The sequence below is a fragment of the Magnetococcales bacterium genome (assembly GCA_015232395.1).
Classification (GTDB): domain Bacteria; phylum Pseudomonadota; class Magnetococcia; order Magnetococcales; family JADFZT01; genus JADFZT01.
The window spans coordinates 57,999-79,043 of the sequence record JADFZT010000003.1 but is presented as its reverse complement, the minus strand read 5'-3'; the positions used below and the strand labels follow the sequence as shown (position 1 = coordinate 79,043).

At 57.1% G+C, this 21,045-nt stretch carries 13 protein-coding genes; 2 read left to right on the top strand and 11 right to left on the bottom strand.

Features of this window, described 5'->3' with window-relative positions:
- Nucleotides 1-72: 72 nt before the first annotated feature.
- From HQL52_01790 to HQL52_01740, 11 genes are all read right to left on the bottom strand, one after another.
- The gene (locus HQL52_01790) at nt 73-1,827 is read right to left on the bottom strand and encodes a response regulator (GenBank protein MBF0368162.1); all 1,755 of its coding nucleotides are present in this window, start codon (nt 1,825-1,827) and stop codon (nt 73-75) included.
- 257 nt (nt 1,828-2,084) lie between these two features.
- Nucleotides 2,085-2,513 carry an Hpt domain-containing protein gene (locus tag HQL52_01785; protein MBF0368161.1) on the bottom strand — a complete coding sequence of 143 codons (429 nt, stop codon included), beginning with the start codon at nt 2,511-2,513 and terminating at the stop codon, nt 2,085-2,087.
- A complete protein-coding gene (gene cheB / locus HQL52_01780) occupies nt 2,510-3,580 on the bottom strand; it encodes a chemotaxis-specific protein-glutamate methyltransferase CheB (protein MBF0368160.1) in 1,071 nt (356 codons plus the stop codon). The genes HQL52_01785 and cheB overlap by 4 nt, the downstream gene beginning before the upstream one ends.
- A gap of 248 nt (nt 3,581-3,828) precedes the next feature.
- Entirely contained in the window at nt 3,829-6,426 is a 2,598-nt protein-coding gene (locus HQL52_01775; protein MBF0368159.1) for a hybrid sensor histidine kinase/response regulator, read from the bottom strand.
- A 3-nt stretch (nt 6,427-6,429) separates the two neighbouring features.
- On the bottom strand, nt 6,430-8,619 hold the full coding sequence (locus HQL52_01770) for a nitrate- and nitrite sensing domain-containing protein (GenBank protein ID MBF0368158.1): 2,190 nt from the start codon (nt 8,617-8,619) through the stop codon (nt 6,430-6,432).
- 114 nt (nt 8,620-8,733) lie between these two features.
- Nucleotides 8,734-10,326 carry a hypothetical protein gene (locus HQL52_01765; protein ID MBF0368157.1) on the bottom strand — a complete coding sequence of 531 codons (1,593 nt, stop codon included), beginning with the start codon at nt 10,324-10,326 and terminating at the stop codon, nt 8,734-8,736.
- A gap of 6 nt (nt 10,327-10,332) precedes the next feature.
- Nucleotides 10,333-10,923 carry a chemotaxis protein CheW gene (locus HQL52_01760; GenBank protein ID MBF0368156.1) on the bottom strand — a complete coding sequence of 197 codons (591 nt, stop codon included), beginning with the start codon at nt 10,921-10,923 and terminating at the stop codon, nt 10,333-10,335.
- Between the two features lie 173 nt (nt 10,924-11,096).
- Complete coding sequence (locus HQL52_01755; protein ID MBF0368155.1) at nt 11,097-12,737, bottom strand: tetratricopeptide repeat protein; 1,641 nt, start codon at nt 12,735-12,737, stop codon at nt 11,097-11,099.
- Entirely contained in the window at nt 12,734-13,234 is a 501-nt protein-coding gene (locus tag HQL52_01750) for a chemotaxis protein CheW (GenBank protein ID MBF0368154.1), read from the bottom strand. The genes HQL52_01755 and HQL52_01750 overlap by 4 nt, the downstream gene beginning before the upstream one ends.
- A gap of 63 nt (nt 13,235-13,297) precedes the next feature.
- Nucleotides 13,298-15,541, bottom strand: a complete 2,244-nt coding sequence (locus HQL52_01745) for a response regulator (protein MBF0368153.1) — start codon at nt 15,539-15,541, stop codon at nt 13,298-13,300.
- A 522-nt stretch (nt 15,542-16,063) separates the two neighbouring features.
- The gene (locus tag HQL52_01740) at nt 16,064-18,910 is read right to left on the bottom strand and encodes an Rne/Rng family ribonuclease (GenBank protein MBF0368152.1); all 2,847 of its coding nucleotides are present in this window, start codon (nt 18,908-18,910) and stop codon (nt 16,064-16,066) included.
- A gap of 407 nt (nt 18,911-19,317) precedes the next feature.
- Here HQL52_01740 and HQL52_01735 point away from each other — a divergent pair, with 407 nt between their 5' ends.
- Both HQL52_01735 and HQL52_01730 read left to right on the top strand, forming a co-directional pair.
- Nucleotides 19,318-20,370: an RluA family pseudouridine synthase gene (locus HQL52_01735; GenBank protein MBF0368151.1), complete on the top strand. Its 1,053-nt coding sequence runs from the start codon at nt 19,318-19,320 to the stop codon at nt 20,368-20,370.
- Complete coding sequence (locus HQL52_01730) at nt 20,367-21,032, top strand: HAD-IA family hydrolase (protein MBF0368150.1); 666 nt, start codon at nt 20,367-20,369, stop codon at nt 21,030-21,032. Before HQL52_01735 ends, HQL52_01730 begins: the two co-directional genes overlap by 4 nt.
- The last annotated feature ends 13 nt before the right edge of the window (nt 21,033-21,045 follow it).

Genomic DNA, 21,045 nt, shown 5'->3' with positions numbered 1-21,045 from the left:
TTGGTGGTTTCCGAATCCTAACCATAAAGGCACGGGAAGGATTCCATCTGTCCGGAAAAAGGCTGGATAATTTTATTTTAGGCCGGTCACCTGATGAATGTCGATGGCTTGATTGAGGCTCGCAATCGGCACGCTTTGGGAGGCTCCCACCCCAACCTTGTCCCGGATCATCTCCAGGGTTTTGTGGCTGATGGAGAGTCCTTTGCCAGAATCAGCCCGGGCCACACAGCGGGCGATCTCCATGTTTTTGCCGATCAGCGCCAAGCTGCGCCCATGGCGTTTACCGCCCAGATGTCCGGCCACCACATGTCCGGAGTGGACACCCACCCGCAAGGTGACTTCACGACCGGCATATTTGCTGAGTTCCGCTTGCTTGGCCAAGATGGCCAAGCCGGCCTGTACCGCCCTTAAGGCTCCGGTCTCCTGACGACCAGCAGAACCCATCAACGAATCCCCCGCACAAGTGGCTTGAATGATGATGTCGTGTTGGTCGAGGACATCGCTACAGGCATCCAGAAAATGATTGAGCAGGGTCACCTGCTCCTCGGAGGTGGTCTCTTCACACAGGGCTGGAAAGTTGTGAATCGTACAGTAGAGAATGGTGCGGAATTGATCTTCAGCCACCACTTGGCTCAGGGCATCAGCGCTTTCCACCTGGCGAATGACATCTTCGGTCCAGTAGTGGCGCATCTCATTGCGGCTTGATTCCAGGCGCTCTTCCGAGAGCACCCGCTCTACCTCGGCGGCAATCCGGTCACCAGAGAAAGGCTTGGCCAGGAACGATTGAATACCCACCGATTTTACCTGCACCATATCGGCCTGGGTGTTGCGCTTGGTGGCAAAAATGATGGGGAGTTTGCGCAGGTTGGGGCTTGGATGCTTGCGGATTTTGAGAGCCAGCTCCAAACCATCCATGTGGGGCATGGTGAAGGCGGTGACCACCAGGCTGAAGGGCCTGGCATTGAGCAGGCCGAAGGCGACCAAGCCATTTTCAGCCTCTTCCACATCAAATCCCTGGGCTCTGAGAGGCTTGGCAACAGCCCCCCGGTCCTCGGCATTGTCTTCCACCACCAGAATGCGTTCAGGTCGGCCTCGATGTTTGTCAATTTCGGTCAGGCGTTTGATCCGGGAGATGATTTCCGGCACGACAATGGGCTTGGTCAAATATTCATCCACCCCCATCTCCATCGCTTCCTGGATGTGCTGCTCTCCGGCGTTGGAAGTCAGGAGTACGAAGGGAATATCCTGGGCCAGGGATTTGCGGATGGATTGACAGAGCTGGATGCCGTTCATGGCGGGCATTTCCATGTCTGAAAGAATCAGGTCCACCTGGTTTTCATCCACCATGTCCAGGGCTTCCCGCCCATCCCACGCTTCGATCACCCGGAAACCCTCTTCCTGCAGGGGGGGGACGATAATCTTATGGGGCAGGTCGTTGTCATCCACAAACAGGACTGTTTTTTGAGGCGGATAGAGCGCACCGCTCACCTGTTTGACCGCTTTGGGTACAAAGGGGATGGTCAAAAAGCGGTCGGCCCGGTGGTGAATGGCCTGTTCCCGAACCTTGGCGTCGGTGGAGAGAAACACCACCCTGGTATCCGTAAGATCCGGGTGGTTTTTAATGCGGTCGCACACCTCCAGTCCGTTGGCTTCCTTAAGCTGGGTCCGTAAAAAAACCAGGTCCGGCTTTTGGGCCGCAATCGCCTCAATAAAGCCCTCCGCACTGGAATCAAGGACCGTACTCTGGAAACGCTCTTCCAGAGCCGATTGGATGATGCGGTTGATCATGGATGAATCGGTAATCAGAAGGGTATTGATATGGGACATGTGGTGGCCTGTTTTTTTAAAAAAATTGATTTGATAGGAACTTTTTTCCGCCAAAGTGGCTGGGGGGTCAAGGGTTGAAGTGGAGAGCGATGCCGAAAGAGGGGGGAGAAAAGGGGGTCAGAGGTACCTTGGGCCAAGGTGGTCAATGGCCTTTTTAGGAGGGATATCAGAGGGGTTGTTGAAAATGGCGCGAAAGGGAAAGAGAGATTGGGGTCATCCCGGAATTTGCGGGAATTTTTTTCGACCACACCCTGATTTCACAGGGGGGCCAGCAGGCTTTTCATACGGTGGGTCAGGTGGCGCACATCCTTTTGTTCTTCTATGGAACCGGGATCAGCCCCCTCAAAACAGCGGCTGGTGAGTTGTATGGCGGCTTCAAGAAGGTCACGAATGTGTGGATCAAGATCCGATTGCTCCCCACGCTTGCGGGTATTTCGGGCCACCTGGGCCACCAGGCGGGAAAATCCTTCAACGCCCTGGAGATTGGCAGCCCGGGCAGCGCCGTGGAGGCTGTCAAACTCCTGATGTACGCGGTTGCAGCAGGTTTCAACGGAGAGTTCCGCTGGGCACAGAGCAAGGGCTTCCTCCGCCCGTTTCATCCGTTCCCGGCACTCCCTCTTCATGGCTTCCAGAAGGTCAGGGAGCTGTTCGGCCATGGGGTTGTCGGGGGGCTTGGCGTGGGTCATTTGATCAAGGACTCCAGGTGGGAAGCGATGCTCTCCAGAGGGAGAGCGGTCTTAGTCGCACCGATGGCCAGGGCTTCAGCGGGCATGCCATAGACAATGGCACTTTTTTCATCTTCAGCGAAGGTGTGGCATCCCGCCCGGTGCATGGCGAGGAGCCCTTCGGCCCCATCGTGGCCCATGCCGGTGAGAATACCACCGACGCTTTGACCCGGGAGATGTTCGGCCAAGGATCGAAAAAGAGGGCTTGCCGAGGGACGGAAGCCGTTGACCGGTGGGGTGGCGTTGAGCGCGATGGAGAGGCCGGAAAGATCCCGTTTCAAGACCATGTGGTAGCTGTCCGGGGCGATCAGGACCGTGCCGGGAAGGGGAACCTCCCCCTCTTCGGCCAGTTTGACCCGAAGTTGGGAAGCGCCATCCAACCAGGAACAGAGCCCTCCGACAAATCCTGGAGAAATGTGCTGTACCACCAAAACCGGAAAGGGCAAATCCCCCGGCAGATTGGAAAAAATGTGGTGCAGCGCCTGGGGGCCTCCGGTGGAACAGGCCAGGGCGACCATTTTAAAAAATCCGCTGATGGGGGGGGCAAACGGATGGGGAGCCACATGTGGCGGCGTGATGGCGGGAGGTGTGGGAGAGGTTGGCCGACGGTGGAGATAACGGCGCACGAGCTTGATCTCGGACATCGCCCGGATGGTGTCGATGAGATGGCTGCGAATGGCGTTAAAATCGGGATGGTGCATCCCCCGGGGTTTTTCAATCACCGCCAGCGCCCCCTCCTCAATGGCCCGGAAGGTGATGCTGAGTTCTTCGTCATCAACGCTGGAAGAGACCACCACGATGGGGGTGGGGCGGGTGGACATGATCAGCCGGGTCGCCTCGAAGCCATCCATGATCGGCATACGGATGTCCAGGGTGATCAGGTCGGGGCGCAGGGTTTTGACCATCTCCACCGCTTCCTGGCCATTTTTGGCGTGTCCCACCACCGTTATATCCACTTCCTGCTCAAGGAGCGCCTTGAGCAGCAGAGCCACCACCTGGGAATCCTCAACGATCAAAATGCGAATCATGAGCGGATTGGGAAATCTGTCTTTTTGATGAAAGTCATATTAAACCTTGATGGATATTGTTTCGATTGTTGATGGGTGTCGTCTTGGCAATTTTGATGGATTTTATCTTATCCCCGTTGGATTACAATCGCTCTTTGGGGCACACCATGTCCACCATCCCGGGTATCCATCTTGCCCGTTTTCAGGGGAAAGGGTGTCTGGGAGGGGAGAAGGTTTTATTGATATACAGGGGGACTTTACTCTCTGGTTCAATATAATAGCAGCTGTTCCACCACCTCCAGCAGCGCCCGGGTTTCGAACTGGTTTTTGACGATATAGGCATCCGCTCCCACCTCGATGCCCCGCTCCTTGTCTTCGTCCCGTCCCAGTGAGGAGACGATAATCACCGGGGTCTCCTGGTGGGTGTCGCTCTGCTTGATGCGTCCGGTGAGGACAATACCATTGGTGATGGGCATCTCGACATCGGTGACCACCAGGTCGAAGGAGCGGGTTTTGAGAATTTCCCACGCCTCTTCACCATCGGTCGCCACGCTTACCTGGTAGCCGGCATTTTGCAGAATCGATTTTTCCAGAGTGCGGGTGGTGATGGAGTCGTCCACCACCAGGATATGGGGGATTGGCTTTTCAGCGGTTTCCGACTCTTTGGGGGTCCAGCTCATATCGTTTTTGAGGCGTGGGGCTGACTCCACCAGATCCCGGGGGTCGAGGACAATCACCACCTGGCCGGTACCGGTCACCGCTCCCCCGGAGACGTTTTCCACCCGATGGAGGGGGGGTTGGAGTTTTTTGACGACGATTTCCCGCTCCCCTTCCACTTCATCAACGATGAGTGCTGCCATATGCCACTCCTGGGCCACCACCACCACTTTGATGGTTTTGTCAGGATTGGTAGGGGGTTGTGTCGATTTTTTTAATCTTAAAATATCAGAAAGGGCGGCCAGGGGGACGGGATGGTCGTCGAGAAGGATGGCATCGTTGTTTTCCACCCGCACAATCCGCTCAGGGGTCAACTCGATAATGCGTTCCACCGAGAGGGTGGGGATGGCGAACAGCTGTCCCCCGGTGTGGACCAGCAGTCCCCGCTCCGTAGCCAGGGTGAGGGGCAGCTCCAGGGTGATGGTGGTGCCCTGACCTTTTTTACTCAGGAGGGTGGCCCGGCCATTGATGGCGTGCATGTTGGAGCGCACCACATCGAGCCCAACCCCCCGCCCCGAAATGGCCGTGACGATCTCCCGGCTGGAAAACCCCGGACGAAAAACCAACTCCAAAATTTTTTGTCGGTCCAGCCGCTCAACCTCCTCCCGGGTGAGGAGCCCCTTCTTGACAGCCTGTCGGGCGATCCACTCCGGGTCGAGTCCTCTGCCATCATCCTGAATCCGGATGAGGATTCGACTCCCTTCCCGGGTGATGTCAATGGTGAGGCGTCCCTCTTCCGGCTTGCCTGCGGCCAACCTTTGGTCCGGGGGTTCCAGACCGTGATCCAGGGCGTTGTTGAGGAGGTGGGTCAGGGGGCTGCGGATGCGGCCCAGAATGGAGCGGTCGATTTCGTTGTCATCACCGCTGATGGTAAAGGCGACTTTTTTCTTCAACTCCCGGGCCAGATCCCGAACCGAGCGCACCAGAGGACGGGTGAGGGTCGCCACCCGCACCAGACGCAGCTGGCGGATGTCGTGCTGCATGGAGTGGGTGAGCACTTGCAACTGCCGGGTGGTGGCGAGCAAATCCTGCTGGAGATGGGCTGAAGCGCGGCGCAGCTCTCCCAGAATGTCGAGGGTTTTGACCGATGGCGTCCCACCGGATTCGATGGCGCGTCCCAAATTTTCAGAAAGATCCAGAATCGAGCGGGTCGCCCGGCCATGGAGTTCCATATCCACCAGGCTTACATGCAACTCTTCCGCCCAGGCCCCCAGTCGTTCCATGCGCTCTACCGGTACCTGCAACACCTCCCCTTGACTCGATTTGCGACGCTCCTTGGTCGTGTCAGCCTGGGTTGAGGCGGGCGGGGGGCTTTTCTCTTCGGTGGCTGGAATCGTTTCCGGCTTGGGTGGTTGGGGCTTGGGGGGCTTTACAGTTACAGTGGGCTCTTGGCTTTGGGATGGCTGGGATGGCTTGGGGAGTGGGGCTTCCTCCCTGGTGGGCCTCTCCATGGCCATCGGGGGCTTTTGCCGACGAATGCCCATGGGGGGTGAATCGGTTTTGGTTTCAGGTTGCGTTTCAGGGGGGTCTGGCAACGAACGAGGGGGTGAAGGGGAGAGAGTCTTCTGAACTTTGCGGTCGGGTGCCGAGTCCTGGGAGGGTGCCAATCCATCAGCTTGGGGTGCTCCAACACCTTTGGGTTTGGAGCCACTGACCGGTGCCGGGGTAGCCATCAGCTCGGGGGGCAGGGCAGGGGTGGATCGCGTGGTCGCTGGGAGAGGCTTGCCACCCGGTTGGATCGACTGGGTCAAGCCGTGGATCCGATCCCCCAACGCCTGGACTTTACCGGCTGAGGCCTCCTGTCCCAGAACAAATCCCTCAAAGGTCTCCTTCATAAAGTCGAGGGTTTCCAATATCAGATCAGCCATCTCTCCTGAAGGGGCCAGCGAGGCCCGCTTGAGTACCGTGAAGAGGGACTCCAGACGGTGGGCCAGATCAGCAACCTGCTCCAGGCCAATTCCCCGGGAAGCCCCTTTGACGTTATGAGCTGCCCGAAAAATATCTTCCAGAAGCTTTTTGCGATCCGGGTCCGGAAGCTCTCTTTCAAGCTTCATCAGACAATCGGCAATGGCATCTATCTGTTGGCCCAGTTCCATCCGGAAGACGCTGATCAGCTCTTCCTTCAAGGCGGGGTCCAGGTCTTTGAACATGACCTATACCTTATAGAAGCGGATGGATTCCTTGAGCTTGCCGGACAGGTTGCCCAGATCAGTGGTCGCCTGCACCGCCTGCTGGGTCGCCGAGACAAACTGTTGGGTCACCTTGTTGATTTCGGTCATGGCGGTAGAGATCTGGTCGATGCCGGTGGCCTCCTGGCGCACCGCTGCGACGATCTGCTGGCCAGCCATGGCGGTCTCCCGAATCACCTCCGACAAGCTGCGCACCGAGGTGCCGGTCTGCTCCATGCGGATCACCCCCTGATCCACCTCCTTGGAGCCCTCTTCAGTAGCCATCACCGCCTTGTCGGTGGCGTGGCGGATCTCTTCCAAAATCCGGTGCACCTGGGTGGTAAACTGCTGGGATTGCTCGGCCAGATTTTTGACCTCTTCAGCCACCACCCCAAATCCCTTGCCCGCCTCTCCCGCTTTGGCTGCTTCGATGGCGGCGTTCAAGGCGAGCATTTTGGATTGCTGGGCCAGGTTGTTGACCGAGGAGGTGATTTCGCCGATGCGCAGGGTCTGCTCTGAAAGGTCGAGAATGTTTTGGGCGATTACCTCCACCTTGGCGCGAATTTCCCGCATGGAGGCCAGACTCTCCTCTACCGCCAGATGGCCCTGTTCGCCTTCGGTGCGGGTGCGATCAGCCATGCGGCCCAGGGTTTGGGCCTTTTCCAGGGTCTGGGTGGAGGTGGCGCGGATCTCCTCCAGGGTGGTGGTGGTTTCGTTGACCGCTGCGGCCTGCTCCGAGGCGCCGGAAGATTGCGCCCGGGCCGAGCCTTGGACCTCTTCCAGGGTGGTGGCCAGCGCCTGGGTGACCTCTTCGGTCTGGCGGGCCATCTGGGCCAGGCTTTCGATCATGGCGTTCAGATTTTGCCCCAGCTGGGAGAGTTCGTCATCCCCCTGGGCCGGGGTGCGTTGGCTGAGGTCACCCGTCGCGACCCGAGCGATGGTTTGGCGCAACAGATCCACCCGTTCCCGAAAACGCCGGGCCTCTTCCCGATCTTCCAGGGCGCGTTTTTTTTCCTCTTCGGTGTTGATCTCGATCCGATTGGCCATCTTGTTGAACGACAGCCCAATGCGACCGATCTCATCCCGAAAGGCCCCTCCCATGCGTTCGCTCAACGCCCCTTCGGCAAAGCGTCCCATGGTGCGTACCAGCTGTCCGGTTTGGGAGGTGATGTGATGGGCGATGGTCAGCACCAGGATCAGGGTGAGTCCGATGGCGCCGATATTCAAGGCGATGAAGAACATGAAATTATACCGGGTTGAGGCCATCAAATCGCTGATATGGCTTTTGATGTCCGACACCAGCTGATCTTCCACCTGTTTCAGGTGATCGATTTTGCAGGTGATGAGATCAAACCATTGGGAAGCGGTGGCTTTGGGGAAGGCAGCTGTGTGGTCACCCAGCAGGTTTGTTTGAATCTCCTCCACCTGGGTGACACAGTCGGCAGCCATGACCGTGGTATAAAATTCCCGGCTCGTGGTGTCGGCATGGCTTAGATAAAGATTGAGATAGATCTTCTTGGAGGCGTTCAGTTCCGTCAGGCGGACCGCATCCTGCCGGGTGGCTTCACCCATATGGAGCACCTTGCCGGTTTCGGCCCGCTCCAGCCCCAGAAGATCTTTTCCTCTGAGCAGCATGAGATAGCTGATCAGATGATTGCCGACACCGGCCCGGGTGATGGAGCTGGAGACCTTTTCCACCAGATCCAGCAGGCGGGCATTGGTGGTGGTATAGTAGGAGAGGGCCTCCCGGGCGGGAATGGCCACCTGGTCTACTCGATCTCGCAGCTGTTTGAGTCCATCCAGTTGGTTATGGATGGTGCGGCCCACTCCCTCCAGGTCATCCCCGTCCAGTTGCCCCAAAAAGGTGCCCAGGGAGGCTGCAAGGGGGGCTTTTTTATCATCGGTGGCTTGGCGCTGGTCGGCCAGGGGAGTGGCATATTTTTTACCCTGAGCAGCCAGATAGAGGGATGTGCGGCCCCGCTCTTTTTGCATTTCGTGGACAAACACCCCCACCTGAACCGAAAAGACCGAGAGCCGGTCCAGGCGTTCCAATTCCGACATCAGGCTTTTTTGCTGCTGATAGCCGGAGCCTGCATAATAAAGAAGGCTTAAGACCGGCAGGGTCAGCATGAGAGCGAGTTTGGTTCGGATTCCGAGATTGCCGATGGTTTTCATCTTGTGTTGCACCTTGTGGGCAGTGAGCCACGCGATTCATTGGATGGGGATCGATCAGCTCCATGGATGAAGCCGGACGATTTGATCGCAATCAAATTGGATCGTTGAAAATGATTAAACCTTGTAAGCGGAAACAGTCGTTTCCAGCTTACGCACATGTTGCGTCATGACATCGGTGGTTCGGTCCATCTCCCGGGCCGCAGCCACAAACTCTTCGGTCACCCGGTTGATTTCGGTCATGGCGATGGAGATCTGGTCGATGCCGGTAAACTCCTGACGTACCGCCGCACCGATCTGTTGGCTGGCCATGGCGGTCTCCCGGATCACCTGGGAAAGATTTTCCACCAAAGCTCCGGTCTCTTCCATCATGGCAAGCCCTCGATCCACCCCCTTGCCTCCCTCTTCGCTGGCCACCACGGCTTGGTTGGTGGAGTGGCGGATCTCTTCCAGAATGCGGTGGACCTGGCTGGTAAATTGATGGGACTGTTCGGCCAGATTTTTGACTTCATCTGCGACGACTGCGAACCCTTTGCCCGCTTCTCCGGCTTTGGCCGCTTCGATGGAGGCGTTCAGGGCGACCATTTTGGATTGCTGGGCCAGGTTGTCCACGGCAGCGGTGATTTCGCTGATGCGTTGGGTGCGATGGGAGAGGGCTTGGATCGCTTCGGAAATATTTTCCATGCGTTGACGGATCTCCCGAACCGCTGCCACAGACTCCTCCATGGCCACCAAACCCCGTTCCCCTTCTGCCTGGGTGTGATCGGCCATCCCGCCCAACCCCTGGGCTTTTTCGAGATTTTGCCGGGAGGTGTTTTTAATCTCTTCCAGGGTGGCGATGGTTTCGTGAATGGCGGCAGCTTGTCGGGAGGCCCCGGCGGATTGGGTCTTGGCTGCATTGCGAACCCCTTTAAGGGCAGCGGCCATCTCCTGACCGGTATTCCGAATGTTCAGGGCCATCCTGCCCAGGTTGCCGATCATGGTGTTGAGCCACTCTCCCAGCTGGGACATATCCCCTTGGCTGGCCACCACGTCGAAGCGTGCCCGCAGATCCCCCCGGGAAACCCCTTCGATGAGCCCCCCCAAAACCTTCACTTGCCCCTCGATGGCCTCCCGGGAGAGGCTTTCGCGTTTCAGGTTTTTCACCAGGCTCTGGATATAGGCCTCCATGGCCAGCTGCATGTCCAGGGCCAAGAGGCGGTTCAAGGCGATGAGGCTGCGACGACGGCGGAAGGGGCGAAAGCGATAGCGTTTGACAATCAGGGGGAGCAGCAGCTGAAAATAGATGCTGTAGCCGCCGATATACCAGCTGGGGTCGAGCCCGATACGGTAGTGGACCAGACCGATTTTATAACGCTTGGCCACATAGTCCGCCCCATAGTCGCCACTGAAAAGTCCCAGCAGATAGTCCCGTTGGGTGGCTTTCAGGGCTTCGGTGGCGATGCCGGTTTGGCCGATGATGGTGACCAGTTCCGGAAATTGTGCCACATGGTTGTAAAACTCTTCCACAACCCCTTCAGCGTGGCGCACCATCAAAGGATGCATCTCCTGAAGCAGGCGGGCATCCCCCTGGGAAAGCTGTAGATAGCCCCAACGTTTTTCGATGGCCATCCCGGAGACGATATCTTGGGCCTGGGTGGTCTCGATGCGGCCACTCTCCGGCAGGGGCTCTGTTTCAGGCTTGGGGGGGAAGATTGTTTCGGGCTGCATGGTGGGTCACTTTCCCTTTTCGTGGCGAACGGCGAGGGTTTGGCTGGCAAAGAGGGGCTCCAGATCCAGAATGGCGATGCGTCCCTTGTGGATGCCCTCTACCACTCCTTTGCCCGCCCCGCCGTTGGGGTTGAGGGGGGGAGTGAGCTGGCCAGCAAGATAACGGTCGTTGCCGATCACCTCATCCACCAGCACCCCAGCGGTGATCTCCCCCGCATGAACGACCACGATGCGAGCCTGGGGTCCCATTTCCAAATGATCTTGGCCAAAAAAATGTTTCAGCTCCACCACCGTCAGCAACTCCCCTCGGCGGTTGATCACCCCGGCGATAAAACCCGGGCTACATGGGACTGCCGCCAACCCCACAGGAGAGATGATCTCATCGGTAAATCGATAGGGAATGCCGTAGTGTTCCCGGGGGCCCAGTCGAACCAATAAAAACAGCTCCCCTTGGGCTCTCTCCTGCTTGGGAAGATCCCCTCCGGCCAGGGCTTTGGCCCGCTGCTGAAGAACTTCCCGATCCCGCTTGGAGGCAGGCAGGCGGGTGGTGGGATCGTTTTTGTGAACGGTCTCTCTGGAATCAGAAGTGTGATTCATCTTTGTATCCGATCATCAAACGGTTTCACCAGGGGATGGTTTTTTCAAGCCATGGTTTCCCCAACCCACAATTCACAAGGTCGCTGCTCCCCCATCCCGTGGGTGGAATTTTCACCGGTGAGAGGTGATTCAGTCAAAAATAGCCCCATCAGCCATGGTCAATCAGGGTGGGGTCATGGGTCGTAAACCGATAGTTCTTTCTGCAACACACTTGCCAACTGGGAATAGGAGATGGCCCGGGCGTTGTGAACCTGCCAGTCGGGATGGCCACTCTGTATGGCCCGGGCGGCATTTTTGAGCGCTTTGATGCCTGCCTGACGGCGTTTGGATTGAATCAGGTGCATTCCCAGATGAAAGTGACACTCCACAAAGCCCCGGTCGAGAAAAATACCCCGGCGCAGGCTTTTTTCCGCTTCCCCAAAACGGCCCGCTTCCAGAAAAGCCTGACCCTGAATCAGATAGATGTGTTTGTCCGTGGGGTCAGCGGCGATGGCGGTTTGGCAGAGTTCCAGCGCTTGATCCATCTGACCCAGGTTGGCCATGATTTTGGCCTGAAACTGCCCCATGAGCGGGTGTTGTTTTTCACCCTCTGCAAGCTGCTCCAGTTCGGCCAGGGCCTCTTGCCACTCTTCCCGGGCCAACCGGGTGATGAGCTGTTGCCTGGTGGAGGCTGTGCCCCTGGTTGTGGAAGGATCGAGCAGGGCTGGCGTGTCCGGAGTGGATGGGGCCTGGGTGGCTGTGAAAATCCCAACCTTTGAGGCGGGGGGGAGGGGCTGGGCTGATGATCTCTTGCCGGGCTTGGCTGATGGGGGCCAACTCTCTTTCAGTGCCGTGGTCGAGGTGGGAGGGGATTTACCTTTCCATCCCGGGGAGGATCGGGGGCTGGATATCTCTTGCCAGCTGGGTTGGGCCGGGGGGGAGGATTCGGCTTCGGTCAGCTTTCGGAAGTAGAGATGATCCCCATGGAGCCGGGCTTCACAACCGGGCACTTGATCCAGCACCAGATCCGAAGCTCCCAAAATGAGATATCCCCCGGGAACCAGACAGTCGACAAATTTGGCCAACACCCGGCGAACGGTTTCAGGATCAAAATAGATAAAAACATTGCGGCATAAAATCAGATCCAGGCCGTTGGTCTGGCTCAATACCGACGGAAAAGTGTCGTCTACCAGATTGAGGTAGGCGAACTGGGACATGGATCGAATGGTTTCGTTTACCCGCCAGGCGTTATTTTCGCTAATAAAATAGCGTTGGCGCAGGGTCATCGGGGTAGCCCGAAACGACCACTCGGGATAGCGGCCGATCATCGCCTGGGACAGGGAATTGGTGTTGATGTCGCTGCCCAAAAGATGAATCTTCCAGAGGGGATGGTCGGGGATGGTTTCCTGGAGCAGAATGGCCAGGGTGACCACCTCCTGCCCGTTGGAGCAGCCCGCACTCCAGATGCGTAAGCTCAGCTCCCCAGCCTCCCGTTTGGCCGCCACAGTCTGGGGAAGCCAGGTATCCCGCAAAAAGGCGATTTGGTTTTCATCCCGAAAAAAATAGCTCTCCCCAACGGTGATGCGGCTGATCAAAAATTCCAGCTCCGGGGAGGTGTCGGGCAGATTTTGAAAATGGTTCAGCAGGGCTTGGCAATCTGCCAGGTTGAAGCGTTCATAGAGTGCTGCCAGGGTTTCGTTCAGATTGTCCAGCTGATGGGGGCGTATGACGATGCCGGTGCGCTGACTGATGAAGGCAACCACTTTGGCCCGACACTCCGGATCCGGGGGGGAGGGGCCTTGTTGTCCTCCTTTGCCGGTGTGCTCCCAGGTCACGTGCCAGCCTCCAGCTCCAGCTGGGAGATAAGCTGGGCATCCACCCCATCGGTCGGGGTCATCTCCGTCAAGACGATATCCAATATGCGGATGGGATCCAAGACCAGGGTCAGCTCCCCCTCCCGGGTCTGAAAAAGCCCCAAAAATGGCTGGTTGCTTTCGGCAAAGAGATCGGTTCGCTGCAAGCCGCCAGTCTGGACGCTCTGCACACCCAGCACCTCCTGCAACACCAATCCGGCCCGTTTTTCTGCCGCTTCGATCACCACGATGGGGGTTTCTATGGAATAGGAACCAGGCTCACCCAGCCCCAGACGCAGGGAGAGGTCCAGAATGGGCAGCCCTTCTCCCGCCAGATTGAGAAGACCCAAAAACCATTCCGGCGTTTCCGGTACCGGTTGCCAGGCTGCCAGGGGCAAAACCCGGACAACGTTTTGCAGGGGCACGGCCAGTTTTCGGGAGGGAGTGGCTAAAAGCAGCAGTTGCTGAATATCATTCATGGGGGACCACCATGGCTTCGAGGCGGATTCCGGAAAAAGCCGGAGTGTGGCAAGGGAGATGAACTAGCCGTTGTGGCCGTCCAGAGCTTCGCCGAGAGCGTCCAAAACTTCGTTTACTTTTAATGGTTTGACCAAATACTTGTCAAATCCTGCCCGCAGGCCGTTTTCGACATCCTGGGGCATGGCGTTGGCGGAAAGGGCGATCACTGGAATGTGTTTGGTTTCCGCCATGTTTTTCAATTCTTTCAGGGCATCGTAACCGCTCATGCCGGGCAGGTTGATGTCCATGATAATGGCTTGGGGAAGGGCTTCCCGGGCCTTTTCGATGCCGATTTCGGCGGTTTCGGCCTGGAGACAGGTCATCCCCGGAATCCGCCGGATAATGCGCATCATCAGGCGGGCGTTGGAGGGGTTGTCTTCGACATAGAGAATGGTCTGTTCATCGGGGAGTTCCAGGGGTGTTGGAACGGTTTTTTCATCCATCACCGAGGCCATTTCCCCCATCTCCTGGTCGTTGATGTCGGCCATGGGCAGGCGAACCCAAAAGCGGCTGCCTACCCCTTCTTCGCTGTCAAAACCGATTTCCCCGTGCATCATCTTGATCAGTTTTCGGGTGATGGTCAGGCCGATACCGGTGCCTTCGATATCGGTGCTTTCGGCATTGAGGCGACTGAAGGGCTCAAAAATCTGGGGGCGCAGATGTTCGGCAATGCCTTGGCCGGTGTCTGTGACCGTTATCTGCAACATTCTGGAGGCGGTTTCTTCGTGGCTCACCACCACATGCCCCCCAACCCGATTGTATTTGACCGCGTTGGAGAGGAGGTTCAACAGCACCTGTTTAAAACGGGTTTTGTCTCCCTGGATCCAGGGCAGCTGTTCCGACTCACAGCGGTTGATGAGGGCGACAAATTTTTTTTGGGCTTCGGTTCGGGTCAGGGTGAGGCAATTTTCCAAAATAGGGGCGGGGTTTAACCGGGTGGGATTGACCTCGGCCCGGCCCGCTTCAATCTTGGCCAGATCGAGCACTTCGTTGATCAACTCCAATAAATGTCGACCCGCTTCCAGAATGTGTTCCAGGGAATCGGCCTGGCTTTCGCTGAGAGGCTCTTCGGGATCTGACTCCAGGAGTTGGCCAAAACCCAGGATGGCATTCAGGGGGGTGCGCAGTTCGTGGCTCATGCGGGAGAGAAAGTCGGACTTGGCCTGGTTGGCCAGTACCGCCTCGTCCTTGGCCATGCGTAGGGCTTCAGCCACCCGTTGGCGGTCGGTGATGTCCCGGATTATCCCGACCGTACCGATAAATTGGCCCTGGGGGGTGTCGGTGGAAATCTGATACATGCCGGAGCTGTTGACCTCCACCACCAACTGGCTGGAATCCATCGTCTCCAGGCGTCCCACTTTTTCGTGGCCGGGTGATTTGGTCTTGAGTACCACCTCCAGGCCCATGGTCTTGCGGGACCCGGTGCGTTTTTCATCAAACAGTTTGGGGGGAGCCGGGGGGGGGTCGGAACGGCTTTTGTAGTCCGGCAGGACTTTTTTTCGGGAAACCTGATCCACCTGGTGGGGGGCGATGAGGATGGAAAAATGCTCTCCGATCAGTTCGCTTGGTTCATACCCCAATTTGCGGATGGCATGATTGACAAAGGAAAAACAGCCTTCCTTATCGATGCGGTAGATGATGTCCGGGGCGGTCTGCACCAAGCTGCGAAATCGGGTTTCCGACTCTTCCAGGGCCTGGGTGCGTTCGGAGAGCTGTTCGTTGATCACCCGCAGCTGGGCCTGAATTTCGGTCAGCTCGGTGTTACGGCGGATGGCGTTATCGTAGATGGAGAGCAAAAAGTTGAGAATTTGTCGGCGACTGGATCGGATCTGGTGCTCCCCGGAATGGAGCTGGACCGACAGGGGGGGGCGGCTTGCGCTCTCTTCGGCCTGTTCCTCGGTGTTGACAGCCACCAGTTGGGCTACGTTGCGGACTATTTCCTCTTCGTCGAAGGGTTTGATGATATAGCTGTCGGCATTGGCTTCGAGGCCGAGGAGGATATCTTCTGTTTCAGCCAGTCCCGAGAGCAGCATCACCGGGATTTGCATGAGCTTCGGGTCGCTTTTGATGCGATGGCAGAGTTCATAGCCATCGATACCCGGCATCCGGATATCGGTGATGACCAGATCCGGAAGGGAGAGGGTGTGGAGGAGGCGCAGCCCCTCATCACCATCTCTGGCCAGAGTGACCCTATACCCGGCCTTTTGTAAAATGGCTTTGAGCAGGAGCCCCTGGGTGATGCTGTCCTCAACGACGAGGATGTTCATGGATTGGTTTCCATCGGTATTGGCAGCTTATGGAAGGCAAGCCCGGCAGCCGGTAAATGGATCTGGATCCATGTTGGCAATCAGCTGTTTGGCGTACTCATCCTGAGGGTGTACAGCCAGGTTTTACCTAAGGTGGATGGAGAGAGTGGTACTTTAAGCTGGAAAGGATATTTTATTTTTCCTGGCTTGGCATGGAGTTTCTTTGTTTTTTTCGAAATAGTTCGATATCGGACAGTTGAATGTTCAGGGATTGAGTTCTTTTTGACTTAAATCACTTTATTGATCATAGCTCCAGCGGCAACCAAGGGAGCAGGTTTGGTGACAACTCTGAAAGGGATCTGTTTTTTTGATGCCTGGAAATGGGCGGTAGCCACCATTTATAAAATTTATCATCGGTCAGAAAGGCAGGAAATTCAGCGAGGTCAGGAAGATTTGGTTTTCAGCAGGGTGGGGGAGGGTATTTTATCTCCTCCCCCACCGAATCAACAGTGACTGGATAAGCTGTCGAGCATTTTGTTTCGATCAGAAGGGTGGTGGATCGTCATCTATCTCAATAGCAGGGGAAGGCTTCCCAGAAGGGGCCTGTTCCTTGGCAGCTACCTGAGGGGCTTGTTCCAGGGTCTGGGTGGCTTCTTCAGGAGCCTGCTCACGAGGTGCTACCTGAGGGGCCTGTTCCTTGGCGGCTTCCTGAGGGGTCTGCTCACGAGGCGCTTCCTGAGGGGCTGTTGTTTTGTCAGCTACCTGAGGGGTCTGCTCTGGAGGCGCTTCTTGAGGGGTCTGCTCTGGAGACGCTTCTTGAGGGGGCTCTTTATTGCTGGAATCCCCTGAGGTCTGCTCGCTATTTTCCGATGAGGATGGCTGTGAAGAGTCCGTTGCTTCTGCCTCTGTGCGCTCCCGAGCCGGTTTGCGCCGACGCCGACGTCTGGAGCGGGAGGCGGTGCGGGGTTTGGCTTCTGTATCTTCTGCCTCGGTGCTGGCCGCTTCATCGTCAGGCGGGGCCGAGGGAGGCGCATCGGGGCTGGCCGCTTCATCGTCAGGCGGGGCCGAGGGAGGCGCATCGGCTACGGGTTTGTCCGGGGTGTTGAGTACATAAAGCCCGGGAACTCCAGTGGTTTTAGCCGGGCTCGGAGGTGGGGCAGCTGCTTCATTGTTGGCAGCTGGGGGAGCAGCACTATCCGACTTTCCATCAGCCTGCTCAGAATCCTTGCTGACAGGGAGGGGGGGTGGGGACGGATCTCCCAGGGGTGTGACAGGTTGGGGGCCGGAACCGGGGTGTGCCGGGGGCTGGTTGGCCTCTGGCGCGTTTGGCTCCGATGACGGGCTCTCTTGGTTGGGCTGCTGATTGGCCTGATCGGATTGTGACTGGCTGTTTTGGCCGCCATCCTTACTTTCCCCAGAGGATTTTTTCCGCCTGCGCCTGCGTCTGCGTTTACGACCGCTCTTTTCTTCCTGTTCCGCCGAGGTGCCCTCTTTGTTCTCTTCGGGGGCATCGGGCTGCTGGGGAGCAGGGTTTTCTTTACGATTGGACTTGTTGCCTTTTTCCCCTTTGTTGCCCTTGTTGCCCTTGCTGCCTTTTTCTCCCCGGTTATCCTTGTTGGCTTTTTCTCCCCGGTTATCCTTGTTGGCTTTTTCTCCCCGGTTATCCTTGTTGCCTTTTCTGTCTTTATTGCTTTTTTGGTCGCCGGAGCCGTTGGTTGCATCACCCTTGGGGCGGTCCCGTTTGAACAGTGGGGTCTCCAGGTTTGCATCCCCCTGGATGATGATTTCAACCTTGAAGGTTTCTTCCAGCTGTACCAACTGGTTGCGTTTGCGGTTGAGAAGAAAATTGGCCACATCCTGGGGTGTTCGGAAATAAATTTGCCCTTGTTTGCCGCTGCCAGCTTCTTCTTCGATCAGGCGAAAGATGTGGATGGCGGAGGAGTCCACCGAGCGGATGGTGCCCAGACCCTGACAGCGGGGGCACTCCTGGCGGTTGGTTTCACTAAAGGTGGGTTTCAGCCGCTGGCGGGAAAGCTCGAACAGTCCAAACTGGGAAATTCGGCCCAATTGGATTTTGGCTCGATCCTGCTTGAAGGCTTCCTTGAGCCGTTTTTCGACCTCCAGGTTGTGCTTTTTTTCCTCCATGTCGATAAAATCGATCACCACCAGCCCGCCCAGATCCCGCAGGCGCAGCTGTCGGGCAATTTCGTCTACTGCCTGGAGGTTGGTCTTGAAGGCGGTGGTTTCGACATCTTTTTCCCGGGTGGCCCGACCGGAGTTGATATCGATGGTGACCAGGGCTTCGGTGATGTCGATCACCAGATAGCCGCCGGAGCGCAGTTGAATGTTACGCTCGTGCATCAACTCGATCTGGTTTTCTACCTGAAACCGGGAAAAGAGGGGCAGGGGGTCTTTATATTGTTGGACCACCTTGACATAGCGGGGCATGAGCAGCCGCATGAAATCCTTGCCCCGACGGTAACCCTCTTTGCCTTCGATGAGAATTTCCGTCATATCGGAAGAGTAGAGATCCCGAATGGTGCGAATGATCAGATCTCCCTCCTCGTGGATCAGGGCAGGGGCATTGATTTTGGCTGATTTTTCTTGGATCATCCGCCACAGACGCAGCAGATATTTCATGTCCCGGGAGATGTCCCGCTTGGTATGGCCCAGGCCAGCGGTGCGGATAATGAGGCTCACCTCTGGTGGGACTTCCATGGAGCTGACGACTTTTTTCAGCTCTTTGCGCTCTTGAGGATCCTGGATTTTTCGGGAGATGCCACCACCACCATGATTTTCAGGCAGCAGGACGGTATAGCGACCGGCCAGGGAAATGTTGGTGGTGAGAGAGGCCCCTTTGCCTCCCCGGGCTTCCTTGACCACCTGAACAAGCAGGGTCTGGTTGGCGGAAAGAATTTTTTGGATGGGTAGTCGCCGCCGCCGGTGTTGAGATTTGGGTGGGCGGGGTGTTTTGGAGGGAGTAGGCTTTTCCTTGGTTTCCTCTTCCTTGTTTTCATTCCCAGGCTCGTTATTTTCGTCCTCTTCCTCTTCATCTTCGTCCGCTTCCACCTCATCCCAGGGTGTGGGTTCTTCAGCGGCAAGGGGTTCGGGAGGGGGGGGAGGGGTGTCCCGGCCTTTTTTTTCATCGACGGGATAGAGTTTGGGATGCAAATCCGATACGGAAAGAAATCCTTGCCGACCTCCGTTGAAATCGACAAAGGCGGCCTGGAGAGAGGGTTCTACCCGGGTGACCCGGCCCAGATATATGTTACCTTTGATCTGTTCCTTGGTGGCTGTTTCAATATCGAGGTCGAGAAGGCGATTATCCTGAACAATCGCCACCCGGACTTCTTCCGGATGGGTCGCGTCCATAACCATGCGTTTGGTCATGCGGTGTGTTGACTCCTGTCTTGACAGCCGTTCGCGGCGCGTCCCTGTTGGGGGCCACTTTAAAATTGGGAACGGCTGGGTTCATTGGGTTTATAAAAATGTGTGTTGGGTTTCGTGTGATGCCTGACAAAGCATTAAAAAATTATTTCGATATTCATTTATCATACGGGATTTTGCCAGAGGAAGCAAAGTCGCCCGGGAAATGAAATGAATCCATCGTGCGGGGGCAAATCAGCCCCCAAAAGAGAGGGGTGAATGGACTAAACGGGCTGAATCAGGCTGTTTTTGGCTTGGATGGGAGCCATAATCAGCCCCAACAAACAATCATGGCTCCTCCCTGGAAACAAAAATGGCCTCCCTGACTCAAGGAGTGAAAACCTGATGGTGAACAATGGCGAGAAAAACGTATGACTGAAAAAAATAAGGGTGAACGCCGGGAAGTGCAGCGTATCCGGGTAGAGGCGGATGTGGCGGGCATGCGCCTGGATCGTTTTATCCGGGAGCAGCTCCCAGGCGTGCCCATGGGGGCGATTCAGCGTTTTTTGCGCACCGGGCAGGTGCGGGTCAACGGCGGACGGGTCAAGGGTCATCGTCGCCTTGAAACCGGGGAAGAGGTACGCTTGCCTCCGGTGCATCTGGAACCTCTTCCGGATACCCGTCCCCGGGGCCTCCCCAAAGGGGTTTTGCAGAAACTTGAAGCGGGCATTATCTATCGGGATCCTCATCTATTGGTTTTGAATAAACCCGCTGGCCTGCCGGTCCATGGGGGCAGCGGACAGCCTTGGGGGGTAGTGGACGGCCTGCGGGAAATTTTTGCCAACGAATCCGGGGCAGGCCAGCCGGAGCTGGTCCATCGCCTGGATAAAGGCACCTCCGGATGTCTCCTCTTCGGCCTGGATCGCCCCACGGTTCGGGCTTTGGCGGAATCGTTCCGGGAGGGGCGGATCAAAAAGGAATATCTGACCCTGATTCGAGGACACTTGAAGCCGGGGCAGGGGCGTATTGATCTCAATCTGGTCAAGGGCGTCACCCGCTCCGGAGAGCGGATGGTGGTGGCTGGGGAGGAAGGCTCCTCTGCCCAAACCCGCTATCGGGTGGTGAAACGTTTTGCCGACTCCTCTCTGGTAGCGGTGGGGCTCGATACCGGCCGCACCCACCAGATCCGGGTCCACTTTCAGTGGTTGAAGCATCCCCTGGCCGGGGATTCCAAATATGGGGACCGGGATTTTAACCGTTCCTTGCGGGAGTTGGGGCTCAAACGGATCTTCCTGCATGCGGGGAGGCTCTCTTTCACTCACCCGATTTTGAAGACATCCATCCAGGTGGAAGCCCCCCTTGATGCCCCCCTGCAAAAGGTTCTGGAGGCGCTTTCCAACAGGGAAAACAGCTGCTCTATCAGCGGTAATTGTGACATGCCAGTGCGGAAAAACCGCTCTGGTTCCCGGAGAAAACGATCATGAAACAGTGTGAATTGGTGATTTTTGACTGTGACGGCACTCTGGTGGATAGCTTGGCGGCCATTGCCCGGGCGGCCAATCTGGGGTTGGCGGATGTGGGTCATACAGAGGCAATACCCCACTCCCAGGTGGCCCAGGTGGTGGGGCTCTCCCTCCACGAAGCGGTGAGTGTGTTGCTGCCGGGGGCCTCGGAGGAGACCATTACCCAGGGGGTGCAGCGCTATAAGTTTCACTATAAACAGATGGTCGAAAGCGGCGAGTTGACCCCCCCTCTCTTTCCAGGGGTGCGGGAAACCCTGGAAGCGATTCACCAGGCCGATTTGCCCATGGCCATTGCCACCGGTAAATCCCGCAAGGGGCTGTTGCGATCTCTCAGCGACCACGATCTGGGTCACTATTTTCAAGTTCTCACCACCGCCGACGATGCCCCATCCAAGCCCCATCCCCGGATGGTCGAGTTGGTTTTGGAACAGACCGGGATCGATGCAAGCAAAACCCTGATCGTGGGGGATACCGACTATGACATCCTGATGGGTCGGGAAGCGGGGATAGCGACCTGTGCGGTGACCTACGGCTGCCACGACCGCCAACAGCTGGCCCGCTCCAAACCCGACTATTGGGTCGAGCGCCTTGATCAATTGCTGCCTCTGCTGGGGCTTGAATAAGGGCCTGAAACTG